This window comes from Mesorhizobium sp. M2C.T.Ca.TU.002.02.1.1 (assembly GCF_003997225.1).
This window is the reverse complement of sequence record NZ_RZTO01000087.1, coordinates 1-12393: the sequence shown is the minus strand read 5'-3', so window position 1 is coordinate 12393 and position 12393 is coordinate 1. Positions and strand designations below refer to the sequence as shown.

At 65.4% G+C, this 12393-nt stretch carries 12 protein-coding genes and 1 pseudogene; 9 read left to right on the top strand and 4 right to left on the bottom strand.

Translation table 11 applies throughout. The annotated features are described in order from the left end of the window. From EOD07_RS07220 to EOD07_RS07205, 4 genes are all read left to right on the top strand, one after another. On the top strand, positions 1-1417 hold a 1417-nt coding region (locus tag EOD07_RS07220; RefSeq protein ID WP_127234621.1), incomplete at its 5' end, for a LysM peptidoglycan-binding domain-containing protein. Between the two features lie 307 nt (positions 1418-1724). After that, complete coding sequence (locus tag EOD07_RS07215) at positions 1725-2054, top strand: metalloregulator ArsR/SmtB family transcription factor (protein ID WP_127234619.1); 330 nt, start codon at positions 1725-1727, stop codon at positions 2052-2054. Next, positions 2054-3937, top strand: a complete 1884-nt coding sequence (locus EOD07_RS07210; RefSeq protein ID WP_127234617.1) for an ABC transporter ATP-binding protein/permease — start codon at positions 2054-2056, stop codon at positions 3935-3937. The genes EOD07_RS07215 and EOD07_RS07210 overlap by 1 nt, the downstream gene beginning before the upstream one ends. A gap of 324 nt (positions 3938-4261) precedes the next feature. Continuing rightward, complete coding sequence (locus tag EOD07_RS07205; RefSeq protein WP_041008336.1) at positions 4262-4603, top strand: antibiotic biosynthesis monooxygenase; 342 nt, start codon at positions 4262-4264, stop codon at positions 4601-4603. On the opposite strand, the gene EOD07_RS07200 is transcribed toward EOD07_RS07205, so the two are convergent. Further along, complete coding sequence (locus tag EOD07_RS07200) at positions 4579-5472, bottom strand: SMP-30/gluconolactonase/LRE family protein (RefSeq protein WP_127234615.1); 894 nt, start codon at positions 5470-5472, stop codon at positions 4579-4581. The two genes, EOD07_RS07205 and EOD07_RS07200, sit on opposite strands and share 25 nt — an antisense overlap. Positions 5473-5509: 37 nt before the next feature. Between EOD07_RS07200 and EOD07_RS07195 the strand changes: the two genes are divergently transcribed. Both EOD07_RS07195 and pssA read left to right on the top strand, forming a co-directional pair. Then, complete coding sequence (locus EOD07_RS07195) at positions 5510-6349, top strand: phosphatidylserine decarboxylase (RefSeq protein WP_127234613.1); 840 nt, start codon at positions 5510-5512, stop codon at positions 6347-6349. A gap of 75 nt (positions 6350-6424) precedes the next feature. Further along, complete coding sequence (gene pssA / locus EOD07_RS07190) at positions 6425-7168, top strand: CDP-diacylglycerol--serine O-phosphatidyltransferase (protein WP_244508486.1); 744 nt, start codon at positions 6425-6427, stop codon at positions 7166-7168. A 161-nt stretch (positions 7169-7329) separates the two neighbouring features. Here the strand turns inward: pssA and EOD07_RS07185 are convergent, their stop codons facing one another. Further along, complete coding sequence (locus EOD07_RS07185) at positions 7330-9552, bottom strand: AMP-binding protein (protein ID WP_127234612.1); 2223 nt, start codon at positions 9550-9552, stop codon at positions 7330-7332. A gap of 171 nt (positions 9553-9723) precedes the next feature. On the opposite strand from EOD07_RS07185, the gene EOD07_RS07180 reads away from it, so the two are divergent. Together EOD07_RS07180 and EOD07_RS07175 are read left to right on the top strand one after the other, a co-directional pair. Continuing rightward, the gene (locus tag EOD07_RS07180) at positions 9724-10209 is read left to right on the top strand and encodes an antitoxin Xre/MbcA/ParS toxin-binding domain-containing protein (RefSeq protein WP_127234609.1); all 486 of its coding nucleotides are present in this window, start codon (positions 9724-9726) and stop codon (positions 10207-10209) included. Continuing rightward, positions 10206-10712 carry an RES domain-containing protein gene (locus tag EOD07_RS07175; protein ID WP_127234606.1) on the top strand — a complete coding sequence of 169 codons (507 nt, stop codon included), beginning with the start codon at positions 10206-10208 and terminating at the stop codon, positions 10710-10712. Before EOD07_RS07180 ends, EOD07_RS07175 begins: the two co-directional genes overlap by 4 nt. Before the next feature lie 30 nt (positions 10713-10742). On the opposite strand, the gene EOD07_RS07170 is transcribed toward EOD07_RS07175, so the two are convergent. Beyond that, positions 10743-11150, bottom strand: a complete 408-nt coding sequence (locus EOD07_RS07170; RefSeq protein WP_127234604.1) for a 4-oxalocrotonate tautomerase family protein — start codon at positions 11148-11150, stop codon at positions 10743-10745. 112 nt (positions 11151-11262) lie between these two features. Here EOD07_RS07170 and EOD07_RS07165 point away from each other — a divergent pair, with 112 nt between their 5' ends. Next, positions 11263-12114 (top strand): LysR substrate-binding domain-containing protein, encoded by an 852-nt coding sequence (locus EOD07_RS07165; protein WP_127234602.1) that lies wholly within the window; start codon positions 11263-11265, stop codon positions 12112-12114. Between the two features lie 183 nt (positions 12115-12297). Here EOD07_RS07165 and EOD07_RS38415 read toward each other — a convergent pair. Further along, a pseudogene (locus EOD07_RS38415) lies at positions 12298-12393 on the bottom strand (EamA family transporter); the annotation flags it as partial.

The window sequence follows — 12393 nt, the reverse complement described above, 5'->3', positions numbered from 1 at the left end:
CTCGAGCACGAGCACGGAGGCGCGCGTGCCCCAGGCTCCCGCAAACACAATGGCTCCAGCCAACACGATGGCGCCCGCCAACAAGATGGCGCCGGCGAACAACGCCATGGCGCCGGCCAACAACGCGACGGCTCCGGCCGCAACGACGCCCGCTCAGGCGCCCGCCGCCGAGGGGCCGACGCTACCGACCTTCGACGTCGTGCGCGTCGAGGGCAATGGCTCGATCGTGGTCGCCGGCAGCGCCGCGCCCAACGCCAAGGTCGAGATCCTGAATGGCGGCACGGTGCTCGGCTCGACCGATTCCGGCCCCGACGGCGCCTTCGCCATCGTGCTCGACGATCCGCTGAAGCCCGGCGACTACACGATCACGCTGCGCCAGACAGTCGGTGGCACGACCGTCGCCTCGGCCCAGACCGCCGTCGTCTCGGTCCCGCAGAGCCCGACGGGCCAGGTGCTGGCCATGGTCGAGGAGCCCGGCAAGGCCTCGCAGTTGATCACCGTGCCGCAGGCCGAGAGCAAGGCGGCAGCGCCGGCCGCTAGCGATCAGGCGGCAGCGGCCCCGGCGACGACGGCTCCGGCTGAGCCCAGCGCCGGCCCGGCGCCGGCTGCGACCGCGCCAGCCGCCACGGACCAGGCGAGCGCGCCGGCTGCGGCCGCCGCGGCGGAGCCCAAGATCACCGTTGAAGCGGTCGAGATCGACGGCAGCAAGATCTTCGTCGCCGGTACGGCCGATCCGGGCCGCAAGGTGCGCGCCTATGCCGACGCCATCCTGCTCGGCGATGCCAAGACCTCGCCCGACGGCCATTTCCTGATCGAGGCGACGCGCGACATTCCGGTCGGCAGCTACACCATCCATGTCGACGGGCTGGACGATGACGGCGTCAAGGTCGTCGCCCGCGCCGCCGTGCCGTTCGAACGTGAGCCCGGCGAGTCGATCGCCGCCGTCGCACCGAATGAAATAAAGACAGGCGAGGCCAAGCCGGCGGAAACCGAACTCGCACAGGTCCAGGGCGCCGGGTCCTCCCTGGCCACGGAGGCCAAGCCGGCCGAGGCGCCCGCGACCGCTGAAACCAAGCCAGTCGCAACGGCCGAAGCGGCCAAGCCTGCCGAGGCCCCTGCCAAGGTCGCTGAAGCGACGCCTTCGACAGACGTGCCCGAGACGGTCGCGCCCAAGCTCGAGCATACCGACGGCGCCGTCATCATCCGCCGCAACGACACGCTCTGGCGCATCTCGCGCCGTGTCTACGGCCATGGCGTGCGCTATTCGACCATCTATCTCGCCAACCAGGACCAGATCCGCGATCCCGACCGCATCTGGCCGGGCCAGGTGTTCAAGGTGCCCTCCAAGTCGAAGGAAGGCGAGGACGCCGACATGAAGGCCATGGGCGAGCAGATGACCACGCCGAAGACGGAGTAGCGATTTCGTCATCCTAGGGCGGAGCAAGGAGCGAAGCGACGCGCGCAGACCCTAGGATCCATGCCGTGACGGCTGCCGAAGGATGCAGCGGTGCAGAAATGGCCGCTCTTTAGTGTCATCGGCCAGGACAGGTGAGAATTCTCGATCGCCGGGATGTTTTGACGTAACGGCATGGATCCTAGGGTCTGCGCGCCGCTTCGCGGCGCTCCGCCCTAGGATGACGAACGCGAATGGCGGGCGCCTCACCTCAATCTCCCCATCCGCCTAGCTTGCCCTCTCAGCATCCATCGTCTATCGCCGATGAACGATGGACGAATCCCCCGAAACCCGCTGCAGCGACAGCCACGCCATGGCGCTGCGCCTGGCCGCATTGTCGCATCCGGCGCGCATCGAGATCCTGAAGCGCTTGTCGGCCAGCCGCTGCTGCTCGTGCCGTGAGGTGGTCGACCATCTCGATCTCGCCCAGTCGACCGTCTCGCAGCATCTGAAGGTGCTGGTCGAGGCGGGGCTGGTTCGCTTCGAGGCCGATCGGCAGCGCTCGCGCTATGCCGTCGACCATGCCGCGCTGGCCGGTGTGTCGGCCTCGCTCACCCAACTCGTCAACTCCTGCTGCCCCCCATCCAAAAGGCAAGACTAGTGGCCGAAAAGACCGTATCCGCCGAAGCCGGCACCCTCACGACCCTGCGCAACCTCTGGCCCTATATGTGGCCGGCCGAGCGCGCCGATCTCAGGGCCCGCGTCACTTGGGCGACGCTGCTTCTGGTCGTCGCCAAGGTCACCCTGGTCGCCGGCCCGTATTTCTTCAAATGGGCGACCGATGCGCTGGCCCATGCCGCGAAGACGCCGCCGCCGCTGCCGGCCTTCCTGCTCGCGCCGGTTATGCTGGTCATCGCCTACAACGTGCTGCGCCTGATCCAGCTCGGCTTCAACCAGTTGCGCGACGCGCTGTTTGCCCGCGTCGGACAATATGCGGTGCGCCAGCTCGCCTACCGCACCTTCGTCCACATGCACGAGCTGTCGCTGCGCTTCCACCTCGAGCGCCGCACCGGCGGCCTGTCGCGCATCATCGAGCGCGGCACCAAGGGCATCGAGACGATCGTGCGCTTCATCATGCTGAACACGGCGCCGACCATCCTCGAATTCGCGCTGACGGCCGGCATCTTCGCCTTCACCTATGGCTGGAAATATGTCGCGGTCGTCGCCGTCACCGTCTGGCTCTATGTCTGGTTCACGGTCAAGGCGAGCGACTGGCGCATTTCGATCCGCCGCGACATGAACGACAGCGATACCGACGCCAACACCAAGGCAATCGACTCGCTGCTCAACTTCGAAACGGTCAAATACTTCACCAACGAGCGCATGGAGGCCGAGCGGTTCGATCGCTCGATGGCGCGCTACGAGATCGCCGCGACCAAGACCTGGACATCGCTCGGCTGGCTGAATTTCGGCCAGGGCCTGATCTTCGGCCTGGGCACGGTCATCGTCATGTGCATGTCGGCGCTGGAAGTGCAGGCCGGCACGCAGAGCGTCGGCGACTTCGTCTTCATCAACGCCATGCTGATCCAGCTTTCGGTGCCGCTCAATTTCATCGGCTTCATCTACCGCGAAATCCGGCAGGGGTTGACCGACATCGAGCACATGTTCGACCTGCTCGACGTGCCTCAGGAGATCGTCGACAAGCCGGACGCCAAGCCGCTGGAGGTCGGCCCCGGCAAGGTCGAGTTCCGCGACGTGCATTTCTCTTACGATCCGAATCGCAAGATCCTGAAAGGCGTCTCCTTCGAGGTGCCGGCCGGCAAGACGGTGGCGATCGTCGGCCCGTCGGGCGCCGGCAAGTCGACCATTTCCAGGCTTCTGTTCCGCTTCTATGACGCGCAGAGCGGCCAGGTGCTGATCGACGGCCAGGACATCCGCGACGTCACGCAGGAGAGCCTGCGCGCGGTGCTCGGCATGGTGCCGCAGGACACCGTGCTCTTCAACGACACCATCGCCTACAACATCCGCTACGGCCGCGTCGGCGCCAGCGAGGACGAGGTGCGCAAGGCGGCCGAACTCGCCCAGATCGGGCCCTTCATCGACAAGCTCCCCGAAGGCTACCGCTCGATGGTCGGCGAGCGGGGCTTGAAACTGTCGGGCGGCGAAAAGCAGCGCGTGGCGATCGCCCGCACCATCCTCAAGGCGCCGCCAATCCTGATGCTCGACGAGGCGACCTCGGCGCTGGACACCCAGACGGAGCAGGAGATCCAGGCGGCGCTCGATCTCGTCAGCAAGGGCCGCACCACCATCGTGATCGCGCATCGCCTGTCGACGGTGATTTCGGCCGACGAGATCATCGTGCTGAAGGACGGCCAGATCGCCGAGCGCGGCACGCATGCCGCACTTCTGGCCAGACACGGCCTCTACGCCTCGATGTGGGACCGCCAGCGCGAAGCGACCGAAGCGGAAGAGCGTCTGCGCATCGCACGGGAAAGCGACGAGCTGGGGGTGATCGTGAGGAGAAGGACGTCGGAGGTGAGCTGAGACGATGGAGCGCTAATCTCCCCCCTTGTGGGGGAGATGCCCGGCAGGGCAGAGGGAGGCGCTGTCCCGCCGACCCTGTCGACGCTTTCCACATCCACAAATATCTGCCGGCTCGCGGTTCGTCCTCGCTGAAATCAGAAAGGAAGCGTTCCTTCGCGCCCCCCTCTGTCCTGCCGGACATCTCCCCCACAAGGGGGGAGATCAGCAGCTTCGGCGCCGCGCCTCCCAACAGTCGAAAATCCCCCTTGACCTCAACCTATCTTGAGCTTGCAAACCGTCTCCGGGCCACCTGCCAGGCAACCTTCCAAACGGAGATGGACAAAAATGAGCACCAATAACCACCGCACCGGCAGTGTCTTCCGGGTCGACAAATTCGTCGTGCCGATCGAAGCGCGCGACGAAATCCTGAGCAAGGCCAGGATGACGCATGAATTGCTGCGTCAGCAGGAAGGCTTCGTGCAGGATTTCCTGCTCGAACAATTCTCCGGCCCGGGCGAGTTCAACATCGTCACCATGGTCGAGTGGGAAAGCCAGGCCGCGGTCGACAGGGTGGTGCCGATCGTCAAGGCAGCGCATGAGCGCATCGCCTTCAGCGCGCAGGAAACGATCGCGCGTCTCGGCGTGAAAGCCGACATCGCCAACTACCAGCGCGTGCCGGAGGTGTAGGACGGCCATCCGGTTCCCGGCGCGGACACGGCGATGCTCAGCACCTGACCGGTGCGGGCGTCGCTCACCATATGCTCGAAACCGCGCCATTCGGCGGCGAGGATGAACAGCGTCCTGCCGTCGGCTCCGCCAAGCATGCAGGCAAAGCAGCCGCGATCGACCTCGACACTGTCGATTTTCTCACCGCCTTCGCGCACCCTGACACAGTGGCGGTTGGGCACGTCGGCATACCAGACGCAACCTTGGGCATCGATGCAGATGCCGTCGGGATAATCGTTGCCGAGATCGGCCCAGACGCGCCGGTCGGAAAGGCTTCCGTCTGCGCCGATGTCGAAGGCGGTGAGCCGCCTGGCGTGGGACTCGGCGACGACCAGCGTCCGGTTGTCCGGCGTCACCGCCATGCCGTTGGCGAAGGCAATGCTGTCGGCCACCTGTCGCACCGCGCCGTCCGGCGTGATCAGCACGATGGTGCCTGGTCCGAAATGCTCGCCCGCCGCCGGCGCCGGCCCGCCGCCATTGACGTAGATGTTGCCGCGCCCGTCGACGACGATTTCGTTCCAGGGGTTTTTCGAGAGGTTTCTCAGGTCGGCATGGGTGACGAGCGTTCTGTCCGCTTCCTGCCGCAGCAGAAGGCCTTCCCGACCGGAAACGACAAGCAATCGCCCATCCGGCAGCCAGTCGATCGAATAGGGCAGGACAGCCGGCACCGTGAGCGCGACCTCACCCTTGCCGTCTTCGGCCACGGCCACGATCTCTCCGGTGCCCCAGTTGCAAAGCCAGAGCCGGCTGTCATGCCAGCGCGGTGACTCGCCAAAGGCCAGGCCCTCCGTGACGATAGTGGCTTTCCTAGTGCTGCTCGATGACGACATTGGCTGGCTCCATGGGGCGTTGTCCAACCAAGGACGGATGAGATCGCCAGGCTCCTACAGTCAGCGCCGAAAGTCACGGCTGTCGGCGAGCCACCGATCCTCCTCCATTGTTGCGTTGCGGGGAGGGGGGCTTTCCGCTATTGAGGCGCAACCTGAAACAGGGACCGCCCCCAGCCCTATGACGCTTCTCGACTCGGTCAAGAATACGTTCGTCCCGATTCATCGCGAAGGCTATCCCTTCATCGCGGCCTTCGCCGCGGCGACGCTGTTTCTCGGCTATTTCTCCTCGATCCTGTTCTGGATCGGGCTGATCCTCACCGCATGGTGCGTCTATTTCTACCGCGATCCCGAGCGCGTCACGCCGGTCGACGACCGGCTGGTGGTGAGCCCTGCCGATGGCGTGATCTCGGCGGTTGGCCCGGCCGTGCCGCCGAGCGAACTTGGCCTGGGCTCGGGCGAGATGACCCGCATCTCGGTGTTCATGAACGTGTTTTCCTGCCACATCAACCGCGCTCCGGTGCGCGGCCGCATCACGCGCATCGAGCACAAGCCCGGGAAGTTCCTCAATGCCGAGCTCGACAAGGCAAGCGCCGAGAACGAGCGCAACGGCCTGGTCATCGACAGCCCGAACGGCACCATCGCCGCCGTCCAGATCGCCGGCCTGGTGGCGCGGCGCATCGTCTGCTGGGCCGAGGCCGGCAGTACGATCGCCATCGGTGAGCGTTTCGGCCTCATCCGCTTCGGCTCGCGCGTCGACGTCTTCCTGCCGTCGAATGCTGTGCCGCGCGTCGCGGTCGGCCAGACGGCTGTGGGTGGCGAGACCGTGCTTGCCGAGTTCGGCGGCGCGGCGGTGACGCCCTTGGTCAGGATTTCCTGAGCGTTGGGCGCGCCGTTCAAGAAATTCGAGGCCCATGCCAGCGGCGGTCCGCGCATCCGCGAGATCCCGATGCGCATGGTGCTGCCCAATCTGGTCACGGTGCTTGCCATCTGCGCCGGGCTTTCGGGCATCCGCTTCGCCTTCGAGAACCGCTTCGAGATCGCGGTGGTCATGGTGCTGCTCGCCGCCTTCCTCGACGGCATCGACGGGCGGCTGGCGCGCATGCTGAAGGCCACTTCGAAATTCGGCGCGCAGATGGATTCGCTGGCCGATATCGTCAATTTCGGCGTGGCACCGGCCCTGGTGCTATACGCCTTCCTGCTCGATCGCGCCGGCTCGCCGGGCTGGATCGCGGCACTCCTTTTCACCATCGCTTGCGGCATGCGGCTCGCCCGCTTCAACGTGCTGGCCGAAGACCACGACCAACCCGCATGGCAGACCGAATATTTCGTCGGCGTGCCGGCTCCGGCCGGAGCGGTGCTGGTCATGCTGCCGCTCTATCTTTATTTCCTGCGGCTGGGGCTCGAGCCCTCCCGGCCGGCCGCCTTCGTCGCCACCGGCTTCACCGTGCTCATCGCTTTCCTACTGGTCAGCCGCCTGCCGGTTTACTCGGGCAAAAGTGTCAAGGTGCCGGGCGACAGGGTGCTGCCGGTCATCCTCGGCGTGGTGCTCTATATCCTCCTGTTGATGACCTACCCCTGGTACACGTTGACCGCTTCGGTCGCGGGGTACCTGCTGTTCCTGCCGTTCTCGGTGCGCGCCTATTCCAAGCGCGCCATGCGCGAAGGCGAGAAGGTGCCGCCGTCGGATATCGGGTAGCTGGTAATCTCCCCCCTTGAGGGGGAGATGTCGCCGAAGGCGACAGAGGGGGTCGCTGCGCGTGAAGCGCCAACCCCTGCGACGCCGCAATGGTGTTGGCGTTCTACGCGCCAGGACCCCCTCTGGCCGCTTCGCGGCCATCTCCCCCTCGAGGGGGGAGATCAAGCCGCCGCACTTAACCCCAACCTATCGATCGCCAGTTTGCGCGCCGAGATGTAGTCCGTCTTGCCCGAGCCCAGCACCGGGATTTCTTCCACCTTGATGATGTCGTTGGGCACCATCAGCTCGGCCGCGCCAGCCTTCCTGCCGAACTGGCGCAACTCCTCGGCATTGGCGTCGTCCGCCGTGGTCACCAGCACGATGCGCTCGCCGCGCCGCTTGTCCGGCACGGCAACCGCGGCGTGGCGCTCTTCCGGCCACAGCGACTGCACCAGCATCTCGACGGCGCCCAGCGACACCATCTCGCCGGCGATCTTGGCGAAGCGTTTGGCCCGCCCGCGGATAGTGATGAAGCCCTCACGGTCGATCGAGACGATGTCGCCGGTGTCGTGCCAGCCTTCCAGCGGCTGCAATTCGCCCGGACGGTCGGCGCTCATGTAGCCCATCATCATATTCGGCCCGTCGAGCCACAGCCGGCCGCCCTCGGCGATGCCTTCGACCGGCTCCAGCTTCATGCGGATGGCCGGCAGCGGCCGCCCGACCGTGCCGTCGCGGCCATGGATGGCGGTGTTGACCGCCACGACGGGCGCGGCCTCGGTCAGCCCGAAACCTTCGACGATCGAGGCCTGGAAACGGTCGCGGTAGGTTCGCCGCGTCTCCGGTTTCACCGCTTCCGCGCCGGCCACGACGAAGCGCAGGCTGGAGAAGTCGCCGTCCTTGGCGGTGCGGGCATAGTTGGCGAGGAACGTATCAGTGCCGAACATCACCGTCGGCTTCACCTTGCGGGCGATCTCGGGGATGATCTTGTAGTGAAGCGGCGAGGGGTAGAGGAACAGCTTTATGCCCAGCACCAGCGGCAGGATGGTGCCGCCGGTCAGGCCGAAGGAGTGGAAGGCCGGCAACACGTTGAGCAGGATGTCGGCCGGCGAGACGGAGACGCGCGCCTCGGCCTGCATGACATTGGCAAGCAGGCTGCGGTTCGACAGCACCACCGCCTTCGGCGTGCCTTCCGAGCCGGAGGTGAACAGGATCACCGCTGGTTTGCCCGCCTGCTGCCGCTGCAGCGGGAAGCGCCACAAAAGCGCGGCCGCGACCTTGTCCAGCGCCGTCACGCCGGCGCGCACGTCTTCCAACCACAGCATCTTCGCGCCGCCCGCCTCGACCGCGGCAATGATGTCGTCGATGCCTGCCTTCTCGATGAAGGCGCGAGAGGAAACGACCGTCCTGATGACGGCGGTCCGGATCGCCGCGGTCACGCTCGCCGGACCGGCGGTGTAGTTGATCATGGCCGCAACGCGGGCCGCAGAGATCAGGCCGACGAAGGTGAGCACCACGCCATTGGCATTGGGCAACAGCACGCCGACCGCCTCGCCCGGCGCCGTCACCGCCTCGAAACGGCGTCCGAGCACGCGCGCGCCGATGAACAGCTTGCGGTAGCTGAGCGAGCCGGAAATCACATCCTCGATGATCGGGCGCGAAGGGCCGATGCGGTCGGCGGCGTCGCGCATGGCGAGGAACAGGCCGCGGTCGAGATTGGTGCCGTAGAGCCGCGCCTCGGCGAAACGGTCGAACAGCGCGTTGGTGTTGGAGGCCATGTCGGGGTTGCGTGCCACCAGTTCGGCGATGGTCATCGGCTCCAGCGCGCTCACCGAAAGCCGCGGGAACCAGTGCCTGGGTGCTTTCTCCTTCGGCGTCAATGAAACAGGCAGGTCGCGCGTGCCGGCGACGAAGATCGGCACGATGCGGGCATCGGCCTGCATGGCGATCCGGGTGATGGCGCGAAACAGGCGGAAGGATTTGACGTCCGGCTCGACATTGTCCGGCAGGTAGACGGCAAGCCGCCCCTTGCCCTTCAGCACGCGCACCAGCCGCCGGCTGACGAAGACATGCTCGGCATTGAAGGCGATGGTGCGCGCGAGCTCGCGCCACGGCTCCAGCCAAGGCGAGCGCGCCGAGGCTTCGTCCAGGATGTGCAGCGTGTCGTCGGGAAGCAGCGACAGCATCAGCGCCGGCTCGATGCGCGACTGGTGCGAGACCACATAGATCACCGGCGTGTTGGCGCTTCGGGCAACGCGAATGCGGTTGTCGGCGATGCGATAGGCGAGCTTGAACGGCACATAGAGCAGCGCCTGCGTGTAACGCAGGTCGAGCCGGAACCTCTCGATCAGCGCGATCAGCAGCCAGGCAAAGACAAGGCCCGCCAGCAGCGCCAGGGTCAGGATCATGCCGCTCTCTCCCAGTCTCCTCCAGGGCGCGGCTCTTGAGCGGCCGCTTCGGTGGCAGAGGGTAGCGGAAGCGCGGGCAAGGTCAATGTGGGGTGAGGGACTGCTTCGATCTCCACTTGAAACGCTTTGACACATGTCGTAAATAAAACGACACGTGACGGAGAAGTAACGATGGCCAGTTGCCCGACGGGATTTGCCGAAGCACCGCACATGGAGCCGGAGTTCGAACGGCTGATCGACCTGTTCGGCGGGCAGAAGGTTCTTGGATCCTCGGTATCCAACCCGCTCGAGGCGCATGAAATGATTCTGCATGGAATTCCAAGCCAGGCTCTGGAAAGCCTTGTCAGACAACTGACCGTCATCGAAGCAGATGCCTTCGAGGCAGCATTCGGCATGAGCGAGCGGACATTTCAGCGGCACAAATCGGATCACTCCAGGACGCTCAACCGCGAGCAAGGCTCAAGGACCTGGAATTTCGCCAGGGTTCTCACCAAGGCCACGTCTGTTCTTGGCACTCAGGAAGCGGCCGAGAAATGGATGATTGAGCCCGCCATGGGCTTGGACAACCGGCGGCCGATTGATCTCTTGGCCACGGCGGCGGGCACTATCCTTGTCCAGGAATTCCTCGAACGGCTTGATTATGGTGTCTACGCGTGACGCCTTTGCCGGGTTCTCTTGGGACAGGAGAAGTCCTCGGCTGGAGACTTGATCACAAACGCTTCCAGGCGGGCTGGGACAGCGGCGAGGGAGCCTTCAAGCTTGGAGGGAGGTGGAACAGCAAAGGCGTCAGGGCCGTATACGCGTCCATCGACCCCTCGACCGCCATTCTGGAGGTGGCTGTACACAAGGGATTTCGCACGCTCGATACGGTTCGCCACGTGCTGACGGCATTCGAGATCGCCGATCCTTCGCAAATTCATGTGGTGGAAATCGGCGACATTCCAAACGCGAACTGGCTTCGGCCAGGCATTCCAAGCGCAGGGCAGCAACAGTTTGGCGACGCTTTGCTGGCGGACCACCCCTTGCTTCTGATTCCGAGCGCTGTGTCCCAGCATAGCTGGAACCTGATGTTCGATCCCGTCCGGGCGAGCGGCCTTTACAAGCCGCACCTGCAGGAGGATTTCGCGCTGGATACCAGGCTTCATCCTCCGGCAGGATAGCGTATTGTCCTGGCGGGTGGAGGAACATCCTTACGCCGCCTTCAGCCTCCCGCTGATGAAGCGGAACTCCTGGCTCTTGCCGCCATAGCCGTAGGCCGCGGCCGGAACCTCATGCACGAAGGCATAGCTTTCCTCATGCACGCCGCCGAGCAGCCGGCCGAAAGCCTCGAAGATCGCCTTCAGATAGGCTTCGAGCTCCAGCTTCGTGTTGGTTCCGTCGACCACCTTGATGTCCAGCCAGAACGTGTTGGCGCCATGCCCGGCCAGCGACTTGCCGCCGGCGAACCAGTGCTGCGGGTCGATGTAACTCACTGCGACCGCGGTGATCGTCGGGTCCTTGCGCAGCAGCTTCGCGGTGATGTCGGTGGCCTCCCTGGCGATGGCGGCGGACAGCTTGGCGTCAGGCTTGCCTGTGACGCTGATGTTGATGATCGGCATTTCTTCTCTCCATCGGTTTGGCGTTTCGAACCTTCGAAGGGAGAACCGTGCCATCATGATAACATCAATAAAATCGAATTGTTTTTGAGAAACACTTCGATACTGTCTAAGTATGGAAACGCTCGATCCCGACCTCTTGAAAACCTTCCTGGCCTTCGTCGACGGCGGCTCGCTCGCCAGGGCCGCATCCACCGTCGGCCGCACGCCGTCGGCGGTGACCGCGCAGATGCAGCGGCTGGAAGACATCGTCGGCGAGCCGCTGCTCACCCCGCAGGGCAGGGGACGCGGGCTGACGCCCGCCGGCGAGGACCTTGTCGGCCACGCGCGGCGCATCCTGGCCGTCCACACCGAGGCGTGGCTGGCGCTGAAAGGGGCGCGCGCCGGCGGCCGCATCGCCATCGGCACGACACAGGATTTCGCCGATCACGGCCTGCCGGACCTGTTGCGCGCCTTCGCCGCCAGCCATCCGCGCGTCCGGATCGAGCTGCGCGTCGGCCGCTCGCTGGAACTCGGCTCGGCGCTGCAGGCAGGCCAGCTCGACCTCGCGATCACCATGCGCCATGCCCCTTCGCCGGATGAAGCGGCTGTGATCAGCGAGCCGATGCTTTGGCTCTGCTCGGAAAAAGGATTGGCGGCGCGGCAGGAATCCGTGCCGCTGGCGCTGCTCGACCCCTATTGCGGCTTCAGGGAGGCTGCGCTCAATGCGCTCGACGCGGCCGGCCGCCGCTATCGCATTGCCGCCGGCAGCGCCAGTCTTGCCGGCCTGCGCAGCGCGGTCAATGCCGGCCTCGCGCTGACGCCGCGCACCCGGCGTTTCGCCCATTCCGGCATCGTCGAGGCATCCGCCGATTTCGACCTCCCGCCGCTGCCGGTGGCCGATTTCGCCATCCGGCTCGGCCGTGAGGCGCCCCGCCCGGCGCGGGATCTGGCGGAGCTTCTCGGCGGCGGCCTCGCCTTGTCCTGAGTGGAAAGCGCGGTGCCACGTCCCGGCAGTCCCCAAAACAAAGAACTCGCAAAGAAAAAGCCGACCTTTTTGCGGGTCGGCTTCTAGTCGGACGGGTCGAGGGGTTTGGGGGGACTTGGGGGGTGACCCGTCGACCTAACAATGCCTGAGTCGGATGATGGTTCCGTGACTGGCAAAATATTTTTACGAGGCCGCCGATTTCGCCTTCAGCCAGTCGCGGCCGGCATGGGCAAAGACCGCGCAAAGCACGATGGCGCCGCCGACGACGCTGGCCACGGG

What these genes read in the sequence shown, in the direction of transcription:
- EOD07_RS07215 (WP_127234619.1), top strand. Translation starts at nt 1,725, where the DNA reads ATGGACGAATCCCCCGAAACCCGCTGCAGCGACAGCCACGCCATGGCG.
- EOD07_RS07195 (WP_127234613.1), top strand. Translation starts at nt 5,510, where the DNA reads ATGAGATCGCCAGGCTCCTACAGTCAGCGCCGAAAGTCACGGCTGTCG.
- EOD07_RS07185 (WP_127234612.1), bottom strand. Translation starts at nt 9,552, where the DNA reads ATGATCCTGACCCTGGCGCTGCTGGCGGGCCTTGTCTTTGCCTGGCTG.
- EOD07_RS07205 (WP_041008336.1), top strand. Translation starts at nt 4,262, where the DNA reads ATGAGCACCAATAACCACCGCACCGGCAGTGTCTTCCGGGTCGACAAA.
- pssA (WP_244508486.1), top strand. Translation starts at nt 6,425, where the DNA reads ATGGTGCTGCCCAATCTGGTCACGGTGCTTGCCATCTGCGCCGGGCTT.
- EOD07_RS07165 (WP_127234602.1), top strand. Translation starts at nt 11,263, where the DNA reads ATGGAAACGCTCGATCCCGACCTCTTGAAAACCTTCCTGGCCTTCGTC.
- EOD07_RS07170 (WP_127234604.1), bottom strand. Translation starts at nt 11,150, where the DNA reads ATGCCGATCATCAACATCAGCGTCACAGGCAAGCCTGACGCCAAGCTG.
- EOD07_RS07180 (WP_127234609.1), top strand. Translation starts at nt 9,724, where the DNA reads ATGGCCAGTTGCCCGACGGGATTTGCCGAAGCACCGCACATGGAGCCG.
- EOD07_RS07200 (WP_127234615.1), bottom strand. Translation starts at nt 5,472, where the DNA reads ATGTCGTCATCGAGCAGCACTAGGAAAGCCACTATCGTCACGGAGGGC.